This is a genomic window from Stenotrophomonas sp. GL_101, from assembly GCF_057835675.1.
In genome coordinates this window covers 243,950-262,091 of the sequence record NZ_CM174432.1, presented here as the reverse complement: position 1 = coordinate 262,091, position 18,142 = coordinate 243,950, and the positions used below count along the sequence as shown (strand labels likewise).

Annotated in this window: 15 protein-coding genes; 5 read left to right on the top strand and 10 right to left on the bottom strand. The window is 66.2% G+C overall.

The features are described from left to right. Positions 1–2 precede the first annotated feature (2 nt). Positions 3–689: an epoxyqueuosine reductase QueH gene (locus AC3IR9_RS01135; protein WP_489293484.1), complete on the top strand. Its 687-nt coding sequence runs from the start codon at positions 3–5 to the stop codon at positions 687–689. A gap of 57 nt (positions 690–746) precedes the next feature. Then, complete coding sequence (pncA, locus tag AC3IR9_RS01130) at positions 747–1,373, top strand: bifunctional nicotinamidase/pyrazinamidase (RefSeq protein ID WP_489293483.1); 627 nt, start codon at positions 747–749, stop codon at positions 1,371–1,373. A gap of 203 nt (positions 1,374–1,576) precedes the next feature. Here pncA and purU read toward each other — a convergent pair whose 3' ends face one another. The 3 genes from purU to aceE form a co-directional block, all read right to left on the bottom strand. Continuing rightward, entirely contained in the window at positions 1,577–2,428 is an 852-nt protein-coding gene (gene purU / locus AC3IR9_RS01125; protein ID WP_489293481.1) for a formyltetrahydrofolate deformylase, read from the bottom strand. An 89-nt stretch (positions 2,429–2,517) separates the two neighbouring features. Further along, positions 2,518–3,300, bottom strand: coding sequence for a hypothetical protein (locus tag AC3IR9_RS01120; RefSeq protein ID WP_489293479.1), 783 nt, complete (start codon positions 3,298–3,300; stop codon positions 2,518–2,520). A 130-nt stretch (positions 3,301–3,430) separates the two neighbouring features. Next, the gene (gene aceE / locus AC3IR9_RS01115; RefSeq protein ID WP_489293478.1) at positions 3,431–6,100 is read right to left on the bottom strand and encodes a pyruvate dehydrogenase (acetyl-transferring), homodimeric type; all 2,670 of its coding nucleotides are present in this window, start codon (positions 6,098–6,100) and stop codon (positions 3,431–3,433) included. Between the two features lie 207 nt (positions 6,101–6,307). Here aceE and AC3IR9_RS01110 point away from each other — a divergent pair, with 207 nt between their 5' ends. Next, on the top strand, positions 6,308–7,240 hold the full coding sequence (locus tag AC3IR9_RS01110; RefSeq protein ID WP_489293477.1) for a LysR family transcriptional regulator: 933 nt from the start codon (positions 6,308–6,310) through the stop codon (positions 7,238–7,240). 42 nt (positions 7,241–7,282) lie between these two features. Here AC3IR9_RS01110 and AC3IR9_RS01105 read toward each other — a convergent pair whose 3' ends face one another. The 3 genes from AC3IR9_RS01105 to AC3IR9_RS01095 form a co-directional block, all read right to left on the bottom strand. After that, positions 7,283–8,392, bottom strand: a complete 1,110-nt coding sequence (locus tag AC3IR9_RS01105) for an NADH:flavin oxidoreductase/NADH oxidase (RefSeq protein WP_489293476.1) — start codon at positions 8,390–8,392, stop codon at positions 7,283–7,285. Between the two features lie 120 nt (positions 8,393–8,512). Then, a complete protein-coding gene (locus AC3IR9_RS01100; RefSeq protein ID WP_489293475.1) occupies positions 8,513–9,331 on the bottom strand; it encodes an NAD-dependent protein deacetylase in 819 nt (272 codons plus the stop codon). A gap of 41 nt (positions 9,332–9,372) precedes the next feature. Then, entirely contained in the window at positions 9,373–9,786 is a 414-nt protein-coding gene (locus AC3IR9_RS01095) for an acyl-CoA thioesterase (RefSeq protein WP_489293474.1), read from the bottom strand. Between the two features lie 154 nt (positions 9,787–9,940). Between AC3IR9_RS01095 and AC3IR9_RS01090 the strand changes: the two genes are divergently transcribed. Continuing rightward, the gene (locus AC3IR9_RS01090; protein WP_489293472.1) at positions 9,941–10,741 is read left to right on the top strand and encodes a hypothetical protein; all 801 of its coding nucleotides are present in this window, start codon (positions 9,941–9,943) and stop codon (positions 10,739–10,741) included. Positions 10,742–11,262: 521 nt separating this feature from the next. On the opposite strand, the gene AC3IR9_RS01085 is transcribed toward AC3IR9_RS01090, so the two are convergent. Next, a complete protein-coding gene (locus tag AC3IR9_RS01085; protein WP_489293471.1) occupies positions 11,263–12,282 on the bottom strand; it encodes a ribonucleotide-diphosphate reductase subunit beta in 1,020 nt (339 codons plus the stop codon). 225 nt (positions 12,283–12,507) lie between these two features. Next, entirely contained in the window at positions 12,508–14,904 is a 2,397-nt protein-coding gene (locus tag AC3IR9_RS01080) for a ribonucleoside-diphosphate reductase subunit alpha (RefSeq protein WP_489293470.1), read from the bottom strand. A 580-nt stretch (positions 14,905–15,484) separates the two neighbouring features. Here AC3IR9_RS01080 and AC3IR9_RS01075 point away from each other — a divergent pair. Continuing rightward, the gene (locus tag AC3IR9_RS01075) at positions 15,485–16,297 is read left to right on the top strand and encodes a DUF2884 family protein (protein WP_489293469.1); all 813 of its coding nucleotides are present in this window, start codon (positions 15,485–15,487) and stop codon (positions 16,295–16,297) included. Positions 16,298–16,344: 47 nt separating this feature from the next. Here the strand turns inward: AC3IR9_RS01075 and zapE are convergent, their stop codons facing one another. Continuing rightward, positions 16,345–17,445, bottom strand: a complete 1,101-nt coding sequence (zapE, locus tag AC3IR9_RS01070) for a cell division protein ZapE (RefSeq protein ID WP_489293468.1) — start codon at positions 17,443–17,445, stop codon at positions 16,345–16,347. After that, positions 17,442–18,116 (bottom strand): alpha/beta hydrolase, encoded by a 675-nt coding sequence (locus tag AC3IR9_RS01065; RefSeq protein ID WP_489293467.1) that lies wholly within the window; start codon positions 18,114–18,116, stop codon positions 17,442–17,444. Before AC3IR9_RS01065 ends, zapE begins: the two co-directional genes overlap by 4 nt. Positions 18,117–18,142 lie beyond the last annotated feature (26 nt).

Sequence of the window (18,142 nt, the reverse complement as noted above, 5' to 3'; positions counted from 1 at the left end):
ACATGACCACGCCGTTTGTCACCCCGATCGATCGCCCCACCCTGTCCCTGCCCGAGGGCCACACGAAACTGCTGCTGCATTCGTGCTGCGCGCCGTGCTCGGGCGAAGTGATGGAGGCCATTACCGCTTCCGGTATCGACTACACGATCTTCTTCTACAACCCCAATATCCACCCGGTGAAAGAATACGAACTGCGCAAGCAGGAGAACATCCGTTTCGCCGAGAAGCACGGCGTGCCGTTCGTGGACGCCGACTACGACACCGATAACTGGTTCAACCGTGCCCGCGGCATGGAGAAAGAGCCCGAGCGCGGCATCCGCTGCACGATGTGCTTTGACATGCGCTTCGTGCGCACCGCGCTGTACGCGCACGAGCACGGTTTCCCGGTGATCAGCAGTTCGCTGGGCATCTCGCGCTGGAAGGACATGAACCAGATCAACGACTGCGGCCACCGTGCCGCCGCGCACTACCCGGGCATCCAGTACTGGGACCACAACTGGCGCAAGGGCGGCGGCGCGGCGCGCATGGTGGAGATCAGCAAGCGCGAGCAGTTCTACCAGCAGGAATACTGCGGCTGCGTGTACTCACTGCGCGACGCCAACCGCCACCGCCGCGAGAATGGCCGCGAGCGGATCCAGATCGGGCTGCTGTATTACGGGCAGGACAACGCGGTACCCAAGGGCGATTGACGTTGGCGCGAGGGGCCGCCACGCTGGTTGCCCCTCCTGCGTCGTGTTGGACCTGCCATGACCGCCCTGCCTGCCGATGTGGCCCTGTTGGTGATCGACCTGCAACCGGACTTCATGCCCGGTGGCGCCCTGGCCTGCGAGCAGGGCGATGCGCTGGTAGCGCCGATTGCCGGCTTGCTGGCGCAGCGCCGGTACCGCACGGTGGTGGCCACCCAGGACTGGCACCCGGCCGACCATGCCTCCTTCGCCAGCCAGCATCCGGGGCACCTGCCGTTCGAGGCGATCCTGCTGCATGCACAACTGCAGACGCTGTGGCCGGACCACTGCGTGCAGGGCACGCCCGGCGCCGCCCTGCACGCGGGCGTGGACTGGGCCGTGGCCGACCTGATCCTGCGCAAGGGCAGCCGCCAGCAGGTGGATTCCTACAGCGCTTTCCGCGAAAACCACGGCCCCGACGGCAGCCGCCCCGCCACCGGCCTGGCCGGCTGGCTGCACGAGCGCGGCATCCGCGAAGTACATGTATGCGGGTTGGCGCGCGACTACTGCGTGCTGTGGAGTGCACAGGACGCGGTGAAATCCGGGTTCCGGGTCAAGTTCCTGTGGGACCTGACCCGGCCGGTGACCGAGGCCAACGACGGCATGGTGCGCGAGGCGTTGGCGAAGGCGAAGATCGCGGTCATCTGACAGACAAACCCGGTAGTGCCGGCCGCTGGCCGGCTCCCCGTAATCCCGAACGACACCAGGAGCCGGCCAGAAAGGCGTACCGACCAACGGTCGGTGCCTACCGGGTCAGACCGCATCCCGTATTGTCAGACCGCATTCCGCATCCTGCGTTCGGCATCCTGCGTTCGGCATCCCGCGTTCGGCACCGGCACCGCACCCCCAGTTCAGCGAAACACCACCGTGCGATGGCCGTTGCGCAGGATCCGGTGCTCCACATGCCGGCGCACCGCGCGCGCCAGTACCTGCGATTCGGTATCGCTGCCCAGCCGGACCAGATCACGCGGGGTCATCGCGTGGTCCACGCGCGCCACGTCCTGTTCGATGATCGGGCCTTCGTCCAGGTCTTCGGTGACGTAATGCGCGGTGGCGCCGATGATCTTGACCCCACGCGCGTGCGCCTGGTGGTACGGCTGGGCGCCCTTGAAGCTGGGCAGGAAGCTGTGGTGGATGTTGATCGCCCGGCCGGCCAGCGCCTGGCACAGCCGCGGCGACAGGATCTGCATGTAACGCGCCAGCACCACCAGATCGATCTGCTCGCGCTCGACCAGGTCGATGATCTGCTGCTCCTGCACGGCGCGGTTGTCGGCAGTCACCGGCAGGTGGTGGAACGGCACCCCGTAGGAGGTGGCCAGCGCGGAAAAGTCATCGTGGTTGGAGGCCACCGCGGCGATCTCCACCGGCAGCTGGCGGCTGTGCGTGCGAAACAGCAGGTCGTTCAGGCAATGCCCCTGCTTGCTGACCAGCACCAGCAGGCGTGCTTTGCGGCGGGCATCGTGCAGCTGCCAGTCCATCTGGAAGGCAGCAGCCAAGGTGCCCATCGCCGCTTCCACCTCGGCCAGCGCGCGATCAGCCGCCCGGTCGAAATGCACGCGCAGGAAGAAGCGACCGCTCTCATCGTCGCCAAACTGCTGGGCATCCAGGATGTTGCAGCCCAGCTCGAACAGCAGGCCGGACACACGATAGACAATCCCGGTACGGTCCGGGCATGACAGGGTAAGGATGGAATCAGGGCGCATCACACCAGTTTAAGCGAGAGCCGCAGGCCTGCGGAGGATGCTCTCAGATGCAACCAACGGCATCGCAAGCCGCGCACCCTCATCGCCGCTCAGTCCGGCGCCGGTTCTCGAGCAATCCGCTGTTCCAGCTTCTTCATCGTGTTTTCGTCGCCGTTCCATCCTGTCACAGTAAGGATGACCCGGCCATTCTTCACCAGATGAAACACAGGCGTCTCAAGTGCGCCCAGCATTTCCCATTCGCTGTTCGCAGACTGGGCGTACATGGGGTGGCCCGGGTGCGCTGCATTCCAATCGCGCATCGCAGATTCCGGCCAATCCGGCTCACGTGGAACGACCAGCTGCAGATGCGGCCGCAACCAGCTATAGCGGGCGTCCACGAGTATCGTGTCCAGCGCACGTTTGGAGAAGCCGCAGTAGGGATGAACCAATGCAATCACCTGAACTCCAGAATCAGATGAGGAAAGAAGGGCCCGATGCTCCAGTCGCCCCTCCTCTGCCAGACGGATCACGCTGAGACCCTTCTCGGTTGAGGGCGGTAGCCGGGGAAGGTTCGGCGTCTGGATGGCATGGCGCCTCCGGAGCTCATTGGCCTCATCAAATCGGCGCACCGCAATCATCAGACCATGCAGGCGACGATGATGATCGGCCGTGGCCAGATCATGTTCTTCCAACGCCCCATGCAGGCATTCCACCTTACTCACCCAAGCGGGGGTTCGGTAGTAGAAGGCCATGATTGCGGTGGCAGCGAACATGTCGGCCAGCGCCACTTTGTCCACCCGTCCGCAGCCCTCCTCGAAAAGGGCGGCGGAAACGGCTTGGGCATAGGTATGAGCCAATGCATCAAGGCGCTCCTGCGGGGGCGCCTCAAGCATTGAGGACTCCTGTCTTTGCAATTGCTGATGCAGGCTTTTTGAGCGAAACCCGTATCACGGGATTAAAAGAATCATCTGATTCCGAGTTTTCAATCGAATTTACCTCAACTTCCGGGGAGGATCCTTCCCCCTACACCGTCGCCGGATCCACCTTGTCCACCTTGATCGCATACAGGTCGATCGCCCGCTGCACCTGCGCACGGTCGATACGTCCGTCATCGGCCAGTGCCTTCAATGCCGCCAGCGCGATGAAATGGCGGTCCACTTCAAAGAACGTGCGCAGCGACTCGCGCGTGTCCGAGCGGCCGAAGCCATCGGTGCCCAGCGCGGTGAAGCGGCGGCCGTGGACGAACGGGCGGATCTGGTCGGCGACGATCTTCATGTAGTCGGTGGCCACCACCACCGGGCCGGGGTGCGCGGCCAGGCACTGCGCCAAGTAAGGCACGCGCGGTTCCTGCGCGGGGTGCAGCAGGTTCCAGCGGTCGACGGCCAGACCCTCGCGACGCAGTTCGGTCAGGCTGGTGGCGCTCCACACCTCGCCGGTCACGCCGAAGTCCTGCCGCAACAGCGCGGCGGCGGCCTCCACTTCGCGCAGGATCGCGCCGCTGCCCATCAGCTGCACGCGCAAGGATGGATCGGCGGCGTCGGCCGGATGCAGCAGGTACAGGCCCTTGAGGATGCCGGCCTCGGCACCGTCGGGCAGCGCCGGATGCGGGTAGGCTTCATTGAGCACGGTGATGTAGTAGTAGATGTCTTCCTGGTCGACATACATGCGCCGCAGGCCGTCCTGGATGATCACCGCCAGTTCGAAGTTGTAGGTGGGGTCGAACGACACGCAGCTGGGAATCACCGAAGACAGCACGTGGCTGTGGCCGTCGTCGTGCTGCAGGCCCTCGCCCATCAGCGTGGTGCGCCCGGCGGTGGCGCCGAGCAGGAAACCCCGGGTGCGCGCATCGGCCGCTGCCCAGGCCAGGTCGCCCACGCGCTGCAGGCCGAACATGGAATAGAAGATGTAGAACGGAATCGTCGCCAGGGCATGGTTGCTGTAGGCGGTACCGGCGGCGATCCACGAGCAGATCGCGCCGGACTCATTGATGCCCTCCTGCAGGATCTGGCCGTCGCGGGCTTCCTTGTAATAGCTCAGCTGGCCGGCATCCTGCGGGGTATACAGCTGGCCCAGGTGGGAGTGGATGCCGATCTGGCGGAACAGGCCTTCCATGCCGAAGGTGCGCGATTCATCGGGCACGATCGGGATGATCAACTTGCCCAGCTCGGGATCCTTGAGCAGCGTGGTCAGGATGCGCACGAAGCCCATCGTGGTGGACTGGCCACGCTCGCCGCTGCCCTGCAGCTGGGTGGCGAAGGTGGACAGCGGCGGCACCGGCAGGGCCTCCACGCCGGTCAGCCGCGACGGCAGCTGGCCGCCCTGGGCCTGGCGCCGCTGGGCGAAGTAACGTGCTTCCACACTGCCCGGCTCGGGGCGCAGGTAGGGCATGTCGTCCAGCTGGTCGTCGCTGACCGGCAGCTCGAAGCGGTCGCGGAACGCGCGTACCGCATCGGCACTCATCTTCTTGAGCTGGTGGTTGATGTTCTGGCCTTCGCCGGCCTCACCCATGCCGAAGCCCTTGACCGTCTTGGCCAGGATCACGCTGGGGCGGCCGGCGGTGGTCACCGCCTGCTGGTAGGCGGCGTACACCTTCTGCGGATCGTGGCCACCGCGGGCGAGTGCCCAGATGTCCTCGTCGCTCATGTCAGCCACCAGTTCCAGCAGCTCGGGATACCTGCCGAAGAAATGCTGGCGCACGTACGCACCGTTCTGCGACTTGAAGGTCTGGTAGTCGCCGTCCACGCATTCCATCATGCGCTGGCGCAGCAGGCCGCTGTGGTCGCGGGCCAGCAGCGCGTCCCAGCCGCTGCCCCAGATCACCTTGATCACGTTCCAGCCGGCGGCGCGGAAGGTACCTTCCAGTTCCTGGATCACCTTGGCGTTGCCGCGCACCGGGCCGTCCAGGCGCTGCAGGTTGCAGTTGACCACGAACACCAGGTTGTCCAGGTGCTCGCGCCCGGCCAGCGAAATGGCCGCCAGCGATTCGGGCTGGTCCATTTCACCATCGCCGAGGAAGGCCCACACCTTGCGGCCCTGGTGCTCCTTCAACCCGCGGTATTCCAGGTAGCGCATGTAGCGCGCCTGGTAGGCGGCGGTGAGCGGGCCCAGGCCCATAGAGACGGTGGGGAACTGCCAGAAGTCGGGCATCAAGCGCGGATGCGGATACGAGGACAGGCCGTCGCGGTCGGCTTCGCGGCGGAAGTTGTCCATCTGCTCCAGGCTGAGCCGGCCTTCCAGGTAGGCACGCGCATAGATGCCCGGTGCGGAGTGGCCCTGGATGTAGATCATGTCGCCGTCGAAGGTTTCGGTACGGCCACGGAAGAAGTGATCGAAGCCGACGTCGTACAGCACCGCCGCCGACTGGTAGGTGGCGATGTGGCCGCCCACGTTGGAGTGCTTGCCGGCGCGCAGCACCATCACCATCGCGTTCCAGCGGATCATCGCGTTGAGCCGGCGCTCGATGCCCAGGTCGCCCGGGTAGGCGGGCTGGCGCCCGGTCGGGATGCTGTTGACGTAGGCGGTCCAGGCGCGCGCATGCAGGTCGCCGTGGCGCTGCACGTCCAGGTCGGTGAGCTGGTCGATCAGGTACTGCGCACGCGGACGGCCGGCGGCATGGGTCACCGCATCCAGCGCCTCGCGCCATTCCTGGGTTTCCTGGGGATCGGTATCGAGGGGGGCGAGCGCTGGGTTCACGGCAAAACTCCGGGGAAAGCGGCCAGGCGGTCGCAGCGGGCGACGGCTGCGGCGGGGCGGACCGTCGGCGAAGCCGCGGGCGGGCCGGCAACCTGGCGGTTGCGGGAAGCAGCACCATAAAAGCCGGCCCGGGGCGCCGATAGACCGCGCCGGCTTCGCCCTTGCTAAAGACTTTCTTTGCAATGACCGGCGAGAATGGTGGCCATCATGAATATTCTCCAGTCAATCCGAAGCTTCATCCGCACCTCCGACGCCGGCAGCCTCGCCGCGGCCGCGCGCACCCTGGGCATCAGCGCGGCGGCGGTCGGGCAGAACATCGCGCGGCTGGAGGCGCATCTGGGCGTGCGGCTGTTCAACCGCACCACCCGCCAGCTGGCGCTGACCGAACGCGGCGCGCTGTACCTGGCGCAGGTGCGCTACATCGAGCGCGACCTGCAGCGCGCGCAGGCGGCGGTAACCGACCTGGACGCCACCCCCGAAGGCCGCCTGCGCATTGCCTGCAGCACCTCGTTCGGGCGGCACAAGCTGGCCCCGCTGCTGCCTTCGCTGAAAGCACGCTACCCGCGCCTGGCCATTGAACTGATGCTCGCCGACCGTAATGTGGACCATGCGCGCGAAGACGTGGATGTGAGCATCCGCATCGAGCCGCAGCTGGAGGAAGGGCTGGTGGCGCGGCCGATCGCGCAGGTACCGTTCGTGTTCTGCGCGGCGCCGTCGTACCTGGCGCGCACGGGCGTGCCGCGTACGCCCGAAGCCCTGCGCGAGCACCGCTGCCTGCTGTTCCGGCATCCCCAGGATGGGCGCCACCTGCGCTGGGGGTTCGTCCGCGATGGGCTACGCTTCGATGCCGAGGTGAGCCCGGCGCTGGTCAGTGACGACATCGATGCGTTGGCGGCGATGGCGCTGGCCGGTGGCGGCATCACCCGCCTGGCGGCGTTCGTGGCCGCCCCGTACCTGGCCCGCGGCGAGCTGCAGGCCTTGTTCGAGGACAACGAGGCCGGCGATGCACAGGCCTCAGCCGAACCGATGCGGCTGTTCCTGTGCGTCAGCGACCGCCGCGACCTGACCCCGAAGGTGCGGGCGCTGATGCAGCACGTGGTCGATGGCCTGCCGGCGGAATGGCGGGTGGACGTGGGCTGAGCCGTGCAGGCGATGGCCACGCGCCATCGCCTGCAGGGTGCGTCAGCGTGGCGGTGCGATGAACACGCCGCGCGCTTCACGCGGTTCGCAGCGCAGGTACTGCGGCGCTGGCTCCAGCGAATCGCCCAGCGCGGCGGCGGCGTGCCACGGCCAGCGCGGGTCGTAGAGAATGCCGCGGGCCAGGGCGATGGCGTCGGCGTAGCCGTGGCGCAGGATCGACTCGGCCTGGGCCGGGTCGGTGATCAGGCCAACGGCAATCACCGGCATGCGCAGCTTCTGCGCCTTGATCGCCTCGGCGAACGGCACCTGGTAGCCGGCACTGAGCGGGATCTGCTGGCGCGGGTCGTTGCCGCCGCTGGAGACATGCAGGAACTGGCAGCCGCGTCCGTCCAGCACATGCGCCAGGGTGGTGGTCTGGTCGATATCCCAGCCGCCGGCGACCCAATCGCTGGCCGAAATGCGCACGCCCACGGCGATCTTTTCCGACACCGCTTCGCGCACCGCGTCGAACACGCGCACCAGCAGGCGCATGCGGTTCTGCAGCGAGCCGCCGTACTCGTCGTCGCGGCGGTTGCTCAGCGGCGACAGGAACTGGTGCAGCAGGTAGCCATGCGCGGCATGCAACTCGATCAGGTCCATGCCGATGCGCTCGGCGCGCTGTGCGGCCACGACGAAGGCATCCACCACCGCGTCGATGCCGGCCGCATCGAGCGCCTGCGGGGTCGGGTCATTGGGATGGAACGGCAGCGCCGACGGCGCCAGCGTGGTCCATGCGCGCGGGTCTGAGGCCGGCAGCGCGCCGCCGCCGTCCCACGGCCGCGCCGAGGAGGCCTTGCGCCCGGCATGGGCCAACTGCACGCCCAGCGGCATCGGCGACCAGCGCTTGACCGCGTCGATCACCTGCTTGAGCGCCGCTTCGGTGGCGTCATCCCACAGGCCCAGGTCGGCCCAGCTGATGCGGCCTTCGGGCAGCACGGCGGTGGCTTCCAGGATCAGCAGGCCGGCGCCGGACTGCGACAGCTGGCCCAGGTGGATCTGGTGCCAGTCGTTGGCCAGGCCATCGGTGGAGGAGTACTGGCACATCGGGGCGATGACGATGCGGTTGGCCAGCGACAGCGGGCCAAAGGACACGGGGGAGAAAAGCTGGCTCAAGGGGGACTCTGGCAGGAAAACGAAAACCGGTAGCTATTGCACTCCTGCTGGGCGCCGGAGGCAACCGTGCCGGTGGATCAGTGTTTCGCGCGGGGCCGCTGCAGGCCGTGCAATCGGCGCTCAGCCGTTGGCTGCGCTGGGCAACAGGAAGGCCAGCGCGGGCGCGCAGGGCTGCTCGACCTTCAGGCTGAGCAGGTCATCGGCGCGGGTCCGGCCGAGGTTCAGCGCGGCGATCGGCAGCCCGGCGCTGGCCGCGGCCTGGACGAAGCGGAAGCCGGAATAGACCATCAACGAGGAGCCCACCACCAGTACGGCGTCGGCCTGCTGCAGGTGGGCGTGGACGGCGGCAACCCGCTCGCGGGGCACGTTTTCGCCGAAGAAGACCACATCCGGCTTGAGGATGCCGCCGCAGGCCGGACACGCCGGAATGCTGAAGGCGCTGAAATCGGTCTCCAGGTCGGCGTCGCCATCGGGCGCGATGCCCGCTTCCAGCACGTCCCAGCCGGGGTTGGCGCTGAGCAGGCGCCGCTGGAAGTCGTGGCGGTCGCTGCGCTGCTCGCAGCCCATGCAGCGCACCTGGTCCAGGCGGCCATGCAGGTCGATGACGTTGTGGCTGCCGGCGCGCTGGTGCAGGCCGTCCACGTTCTGGGTCAGCAACAGCTGCACCCGGCCGCTGTGCTCCAGCGCGGCCAGCGCCTGGTGGGTGCTATTGGGCCGGGCCAGGCCAAACCGCGGCCAGCCCAGCAGGCTGCGCGCCCAGTAGCGCTGGCGCGTGGCCGGCTCGCCCATGAAGGCCTGGTAGGTCACCGGCGGGGTGCGCTTCCACTGGCCGTCGGCATCACGGTAATCGGGAATGCCCGAGTCGGTGCTGCAGCCGGCCCCGGTCAGCACGAACAGGCGCTGGGCGCGATTGATGAAGTCGGGCAGCGGGTGGGTCATGTTCAACAGGTGGGGGCGCGCGGCAGGCAAGGCAATCGCGCTTACGGGCCGGGAATGGCGCCGGGCAGCGGTGGCACGGCGATGGGGTGGCCATCGGAGTCCAGCGCGATCATCACAAAATGCCCGCGCGTGCAGAGCTTGCGTTCGCCGCTGTGCAGGTCTTCGGCGATCAGCTCCACTTCCACCTTCATCGAGCTGCGGCCGACTTCGACAATGCGGCCGATGGTTTCCACCATCTGCCCGATGCGGATGGGCAGCTTGAAATCGACCTGATCCGAGCGCGCGGTCACCACGGTGCGGCGCGAATAACGGGCAGCGGCGAGGAACGCGGCTTTATCCATCCACGCCAGCGCCTGGCCACCGAACAGGGTGCCCAGGTGGTTGGTGTGGTTGGGGAAGACGATCTCGGCCATGCTGATTTCGGTGGGCGGGATGGGGTCTGGGGTTGTAGACATGGGGCTGGCCGGCTGGTGGATTGACGCGATGTTACGGCAGCGCGGGAAAAGCGGCGTGGATAAGGCGGTCCCGTCAGTTTCCGTGCACTCCGTCGTTGACGCTGGCTGAGGTTGGCGCCAACACTGCGGGCATCACGCCGAAACCACGCTACCCATGTCCGAACACGACTGTTTTGTTTTCCCCGCCGCACCGCACGTGCCTGGGCCAGACCTGCGCGCTCTTGAACGGTGGATGCTGGACCAGGGCATTGTGCTTGCACCGGTAGGCGCAGACGTACCCTGCAAGGCCTTGCACACGCTGAGCTACGCCATTGCGCAAGTGCCCGGAACCAGCGGTTGGCTCTACGATCCCGCATGGCGGCGTGCGTCCGATGTGGTGGCCACCCATGTCGACGCGGGAAACCTGCCGGCGTCATTGCAGGTGGACAGCGATGCAAGCGTGGAAGACTGCGTGCAGCGGTTGCGCGACCACGGCATCGCGCTGGAGGATGAATGGTTGTTCGACGGACACGCAGCCTGCGAGTGGTTCAGTCCGCGTTATCGGGCGGGACCAGGGATGCGTGCGCTCTACCCCGCCAGCCACGCAGACGCTATCGATCACATCAGCCTCCGCCTGTTCCAGATTTACCGTGACCAGCCACCCTTCGTCAGCGTTGGGGAGGGCACATCCGCACCCTGCGTGCCGGGCGAACGGGATGATCGCGAAGACTTCCCCCCGATTGGCAACTACGTGGATGTCATCGGTGCCGCCTACGAGGATATCCAGACGCAGTGGACCCATTCGGATAGTGGCGAGCGCTTCCGCATTCTTGATCTCGACTGGCACGGCGGGATGGGCATCGGCTGGAGTTTCATTCAATTCGAGGGTGGAACCGGCCACGATCTTGAGCTGTTCACCCAGGCGGTGAGCAACCAATGCGGTCAACGCATGATGGTGGCCCACCGCCATCTGTGAGCACGGCATTGAAAGCACGACACCCCGCATTGGCTGTAATGCAGTTCACTTATGCGGCCGCGTCGTCGCGCGGGCATACCACGAGCGTTCGGGTCACGCAGGCGTGGGGGGATGAGCGTCACCACCAACGGTGGTGACCTACCTTTCGGTGCCCGCGCGCGGAAGATCGCAGCGCCCACGCCAACCATCGGCGTGCGCCGTTGCGCACCGCAAGCCGAGCCGCTTGGCGGCCGGCAGGTTCTTGGCAAAATAAAGGAGGAGGCCGTCGCCGCAGGCGTCGGCCGGGGGACATTTGCGAAAGGACCTGCCGGCCGCCAAGCGGCACCGGACGCTCGCGCTGTCGCCAAGCGTAGACACGCCATCCCGCTGCTTCGCCGGTTGAAATGAATCTCTCCGCTCGACGGGGAGAAGAAACAAAAACGCCTCGGTTCCTGATGGAATCGAGGCGTTCTTCTTGAGCGAACTACATTACCGCGTTGGCCGGGCTTCGTTGAAGCGCAGCGGGGTAGAGCCCCGCTCTACTAGAAGTTCATATCGAACGACACTTCGCCCTTCACGCCCACCTGGTAGGCCGAGGAGCGGCGTTCGAAGAAGTTGGTCAGTTCCTGCACGTCCTGCAGTTCCATGAAGCTCAACGGGTTGCGCACGTTGTACTTGCGTTCCATGCCCAGGCGGTGGAAATGGTTGTCGGCGCAGTGCTGCAAGTACTGGCGCATGTCGCGGGTGGAAATGCCCGCCACGCCGCCGGACAGCACGTCTTCGGCGAACTGCACTTCGCATTCGATGGCTTCGGCGAGCATGTCATAGACCTGCTGCTTCATCGCATCGTCGAACAGGTCCGGCTCTTCCTCGCGGATCACGTCCACGCACTCGAAGGCGAACTCCATGTGCGCGCTTTCATCGCGGAACACCCAGTTGGTGCCCGAGGCCAGGCCGTTGAGCAGGCCACGCGAACGGAAGTAGTACACGTAGGCGAAGGCGGCAAAGAAGAACAGGCCTTCGATGCAGGCGGCAAAGCAGATCTGGTTGAGCAGGAACTGGCGGCGCTCGTCGCGGGTTTCGATGCGGCGCAGGTCCTGGATCGAGTCGATCCACTTGAAGCAGAAATCGGCCTTCTTCTTGATCGAGTCGATGTTCTCCACTGCGGCGAACGCTTTGACGCGCTCGTCCGGATCGGGCAGGTAGTTGTCGAGCAGGGTCAGGTAGAACTGCACGTGCAGCGCTTCTTCATACAGCTGGCGCGACAGGTACATGCGCGCTTCGGGCGCGTTCAAGTGCTGGTACAGGTTCAGCACCAGGTTGTTGGACACGATCGAATCGCCAGTGGCGAAGAACGCGACCAGGCGGTGGATCAGGTGGCGCTCGCCCGGCGACATCTTGCTGTGCAGGTCGCTGATGTCGATCTGGAAGTTGATTTCCTCGACGGTCCAGGTGTTCTTGATCGCGTTGCGATACATGTCATAGAACTGCGGGTAGCGCATCGGGCGCAGGGTCAGTTCAAAACCTGGATCGAGCAACATCTGGGTGGGCTTGTCTGCCATGGGCATTTCCTGGGTTCAGTTAGCGGCTTCCGGGAGGGGAAGCGTCGAAAGACCCGCGCGGGTGCGCGGCGGGCTTCCGGCAGCGCAGGCATCGGGATGCATGCGGTGTCAGGGTGTTTGGAGTGAAACAGCCGGGCATTGCCCGGCGGTGTCGATCATTGTCCGTACCCACCAACGGTGGGTACCTACGGGAGGGAATGCCGGCCGGTTGGGCCGGCACGCCTTTTATTGGCACGCCTCGCAGCTTTCCGGGTTTTCCAGCGAGCAGGACACCGCATCCACCGGGTCGACCACCGCAACGTGGCTGCTGACCGTGGTCTTGGCGATCTTGGTGGCCGGGCGCGACCGCAGGTAGTAGGTGGTCTTGATGCCCTGCTTCCAGGCGTACATGTACATGGAGGACATCGCGCCGATGTTCGGGCTTTCCATGAACAGGTTGAGCGAGGCGGACTGGTCGATGAACGCGCCGCGGTCGGCGGCCATGTCGATCAGCGAGCGCATCGGCAGTTCCCACGCGGTGCGGTAGATCTCGCGCAGCGTTTCCGGGATCTGGCTGATGCCCTGGATCGAGCCTTCGGCCAGCTTGATCGCATCGCGCATTTCCGGCGTCCAGTGGCCCAGCTTCTTCAGCTCGTTGACCAGGTAGCGGTTGACCTGCAGGAAGTCACCGGACAGGGTCTCGCGCTTGAACAGGTTGGACACCTGCGGCTCGACGCACTCGTAGCAGCCGGCGATCGAAGCGATGGTGGCAGTCGGGGCAATGGCGATCAGCAACGAGTTGCGCAGGCCATGTTCCTTGATGCGCGCGCGCAGGGCATCCCAGCGCGCGGTGTCTTCGGGCACCACGTTCCAGGCATCGAACTGCAGCTCGCCGCCGGCCGCACGGGTGTCGGCGAAGGACGGGTGCTTGCCGCGTTCCTGGGCCAGTTCGACCGAGGTCTCCAGCGCGTGGAAGTAGATGGTCTCGGCGATCTTCTTCGACAGCGCGCGGGCTTCGGCACTGTCAAAGGCCAGGCGCTTGCGGAAGAACACGTCCTGCAGGCCCATGCAGCCCAGGCCGACCGGACGCCAGCGCAGGTTGCCGCGACGGGCGGTTTCGATCGGGTAGAAGTTCAGGTCGATGACGCGGTCGAGCTGGCGCACGGCCAGGCGCACGGTATCGGCCAGCTTGTCATAGTCGAACTCGCCGTTGCCGTCGACGTGGTTGCCCAGGTTGATCGAGCCCAGGTTGCACACCGCGGTTTCTTCGGCCGAGGTGATTTCCAGGATTTCGGTGCACAGGTTGGACAGGTGGATCACGTTGCCGGCGCGCAGGGTCTGGTTGCTGGCGCGGTTGCACTTGTCCTTGAACGTCATCCAGCCGTTGCCGGTTTCAGCCAGGGTACGCATCATCCGCGAGTACAGCTTGCGCGCGGAGATGGTGCGCTGGGCCTTGCCCTGGGCTTCGGCCTGCAGGTAAGCCTGCTCGAAGGCTTCACCGAACAGGTCGGTGAACTCGGGCACCACGCGCGGATCGAACAGCGACCACTCCAGGTCCTTTTCCACGCGCTGCATGAACAGGTCGGGGATCCAGTTGGCCAGGTTCAGGTTGTGCGCACGGCGCGATTCGTCACCGGTGTTGTCGCGCAGCTCGAGGAAGTCCTCGATGTCGGCGTGCCAGGTTTCCAGGTACACACAGGCCGCGCCCTTGCGCTTGCCGCCCTGGTTGACCGCAGCCACCGACGAATCCATGGTCTTGAGCCACGGCACGATGCCGTTGGAGTGGCCGTTGGTCGACTTGATCAGCGAACCACGCGAACGCACGCGGCTGTAGCTGACGCCGATGCCACCGGAGAACTTGGACAGCTGGGCGATGTCGCCGTACTTGGAATAGATCGACTCCAGCGAATCCTGCGGCGAGTCGAGCAGGAAGCACGAGGACAGCTGCTCGTGGGTGGTGCCGGAGTTGAACAGGGTCGGGCTGGACGGCAGGTAGTCCAGGTTGCCCATGCGCTTGTACAGCGCCAGGGTTTCCGGCACGTCTTCGCTCAGTGCGCTGGCGATGCGCAGGAAGAACTGCTGAGGGGTCTCGATCACCTTGCGGGTGTGCGGGTGACGCAGCAGGTAGCGGTCGTACAGGGTACGCAGGCCGAAGTAATCGAAGTGCAGGTCCAGCGACGGATCGATCGCATCGTTGAGCTTGCGCGCGTTGGTCTGCACGAAGTCGAGCAGGCGCGCGTTGATCAGGCCAACTTCGTGGCCACGACCGACCGACTGCGAGAACGCATGGATTTCCTGGCCGGACACTTCCTTGGCGATGAAGTTGGCCAGCAGGCGCGCGGCAAGGCGACCGTACTCGGGCTCTTCACCGATCAGCAGCGCGGCGGTGCGGATGGACAGTTCGTCCAGTTCCTGGGTGGTGGCGCCGTTGTACAGGCCGGAGATGGTCCGGGTCGCCACGCGCATCGGGTCGACCGCATGCAGGCCTTCGCAGCAGCGCTGCACCGCGCGCACGATCTTGTTCAGGTCCACCAGTTCGGTAGTGCCGTTGCGCTTGGTCACGCTCATGGCGGTGGCCGTGTGCGGCGAGGTCAGCAGGAACTCGCTTTCCTGATCGGTGGCTGCGCTGGTTTCGGTGCTCACGGCGTTTTCCTCTTGGCGTGATGTGGGGTGGTACGGGGCCGCCTGCCTGGCAGGTGACGGACCGGTGCGCTGAGACACAGGATGCAGTGACGGCGTCGCAGGGGCCGAGACCGGTGCCGGCAGACCTGCCGGCGGTTCAGCTGCGTCGCCGGTCCTCTCCTCCTGGAGAATCGCGGCCGGTCCCGCGCCCTGTTCCTGGTGCGGTTGTCGGTAGTTTTCAGGCCTTCGGCATGAAGACGAAAAACCGGGCGACTTGTGGTCGCCGGCACCGACAGCCACAAGATAGTGGGGGTACCAGGTGCCGTCAACGCCAAATGTAGGGAAATTCCTTAACCCCTTGCGGCGCAAGGATCCGCCGTTCGGGCCGGCCGACGAGCGGTCAGGACCTGTCGAAACCGAGTGCGCAGTCAAGGCCGGAAGCGCTGTTTTCGATGCGACGCAGGGGCGCGGAAAACAGAACGCCGGGGCTCACATGGACCTAACAAACCCGACCCTGATGACCGGCCAGGGTGACTTCCGACCCGCGCCCGCCCGCCTCGCCGGTGCGAGTCTTGGCCCACGCCCCCGCCGAGCCCACCCGATGCGACTGCTCCTGTCCCGATGCCTGCTGTTGAGCCTGGCCGTGGCCACCGCGCCGGTCCTCGCCGAGGATTCCCCTTCCCCGCCGTTGTCTTCGCGCCAATGCGGGGTCAGCACGCCGTACAACGTGCTGGTGGACAGCGGCGGCATCTGGCTGCGCCAGCGCGACCAGGTGCCGGCGGAGATCTTCTTCCACGATGGCGAGCTCAACATCGACCGCAAGCCGGTGCCGGTCAGTGCGGCCGACGCGCAGCGCCTGCGCCAGCTGGAATGGGGAACCCGGCAACTGGTGCCGGCCGTGGCCGGGATCGCCGGGGAGGCGGTGGACATCGCCTTCGACGCGTTCGGCGCCACGGTGAAGATCCTCAGTGGCAGCCGCAGCAAGGCCCGGCAGGTGGCCCGGTTGCGCCAGGACGCCCATGCCTATGTGGGGCGCACGTTGGGCCGCGGCATCTGGGAACAGGACGATTTCAGCGAAGGTTTCGAGCAGCGGGTCGAACAGGCCGCCGAATCGATGGCCAGCTCGCTGGCGCGCGGGGTGATGTGGTCGATGTTCACCGGCGGCGCCGAGCGCCTGGAAGCGCGTGCGGACAAGGTCGGGGATGAACTGGACCGGCGCATGGAAACCCGGGGCCAGGCCCTGGAGGCCCACGCACAGTCGTTGTGCACCCAGGTGCTGGCGCTGGACCAGCTGCAGCAGGCGCTGGACGTGCGCTACCAGGGCAAGCCGCTGGCGATGATGGTGATGGACCGCGACGAAGACCCCAGCCCGGCGGTGCTTGGCGACCAAGCGCGCGGAAACGCCATCCCTTAGCGCCGGGGGTGCCTGAAGCCGCCGGGCAGCGCCCGGCGCCTCCGGTATCACGCCTTGTGCGGGGTGCCCAGGTACTCGGCGCTCTGCATTTCGATCAGACGCGAAGCGGTACGCTCGAACGCGCCCTGCAGGCGCGTCCCCGAGTACAGCGCGACCGGGCTGTCGGTGGCGGTGCAGACCAGGTTGACGTGGCGGTCGTACAACTCGTCGATCAGGTTGACGAAGCGGCGCGCGGCATCTTCATTGAGCGTGTCGAAGTGCGGAATGTCACCCAGCAGCACGGTGTTGAACTCGTGCGCGATCTCGATGTAGTCCGACGGGCCCCGCGGGCCTTCGCACAAGGCCTTGAAGTCGAACCAGGCGATGCTCTTGCCGCGCCCACGCACCGGAATCTTGCGAGCCTCGATTTCGATGTTGCCTGGCTTGGCCGGCTGGTTGCCGCTGAGTTCGGCCCAGCGCTTGCCCAGCCAATCATCACTGCCTGCATCGCGCGGGGCCTGGTACACCGGCGAACGGGTCAATGCGCGCATCCGGTAGTCTTCGGTGCCTTCGGCGTACAGCGCCACGCAGTAGGTCTGCAGCAGCCCGATCGCCGGCAGGAAGCTGTCGCGCTGCAGGCCGTTGAGGTACAGGTTTTCCACCGCGGTGTTGGAGGTGGTCACCAGGGTGACGCCCTCGGCGAACAACCGCTCCAGCAGGCGCGCCAGCAGCATGGCATCGCCGATGTCGGTGACGAAGAACTCATCCAGCACCAGCACGCGCAGCTTGCTGCGCCATTCCTGGGCGATCCGGGCCAGCGGATCGCTTTGCCCCTGGTGCTCGCGCAGGCGCTCGTGGATGCCGCGCATGAAGCGGTGGAAATGGGTGCGGTACTTCTGTTCGATCGGCAGGCCGTCATAGAACAGATCCACCAGGAAGGTCTTGCCGCGCCCGACCCCGCCCCAGAAGTACAGGCCCTTGACCGGGTCGGGCTTCTTCCAGAAGGCCGACAACCGGTCCAGCCAACCGTCCTGGGCACTGTCCACCAGGGCGACGTGGATGCGGTCCAGCTCGGCCAGTGCGGCGTGCTGGGCCGGATCGTTCAGCCATTCGCCCCGGGCCACGCCCTCGGCGTAGCGTTGCGATGGGGTCATTGCGGTCTCGCTCATGCCGCGCTGCTGTCCGGATCGGGCAGCCAGTGCTTGACGCCATGGGTGAGCGCGCCACGCAGGTCGATCAGCTTGCGGTGGAAGAAGTGGCCGGTGTCAGGCATGCGTACCAGTTCATGCGGCGCATCCAGCGAGGCCAGCCAGTCATAGACGGCCTGCGGGTCGACGATTTCGTCCTGCTCGCCCTGGACCACCAGCCATTGTGCCGGCGGCTGGACGCCGCCGAAGTCCCAGCGCCCGGCCGGCGGGGCGATCGAGACCAGCGCATCGGGCTGCAGCTCGGCGGCCGCCTTCAGCGACACGAACGACCCGAAGCTGAAGCCGGCCAGCCACAGACGGTCTTCCGGGCGCTGCGCACGGACCCAGGCCGCCACGGCCTTGAGATCGTCCTGCTCGCCATTGCCATGGTCGAAACTGCCGGCCGAGGTGCCGACGCTGCGGAAGTTGAAGCGCACCGTGGTGATACCCAGCGCGCGCAGGGTGATGGCGACCATGGTCACCACCTTGTTGTGCATGGTGCCGCCTTCGGTGGACAGCGGGTGGCAGATCACCGCCACGACCGGCTGTGCAGGCGCGTCGCCGGTGGGCAGGTCGACGGCGACATCCAGCGGCCCGACCGGGCCGTCCAGCACCAGAGCAGCGCTGGCTTGGGGGAAAGGGGGATTGTGCATGGCGTCATAATACCGTTCTCTGCGGG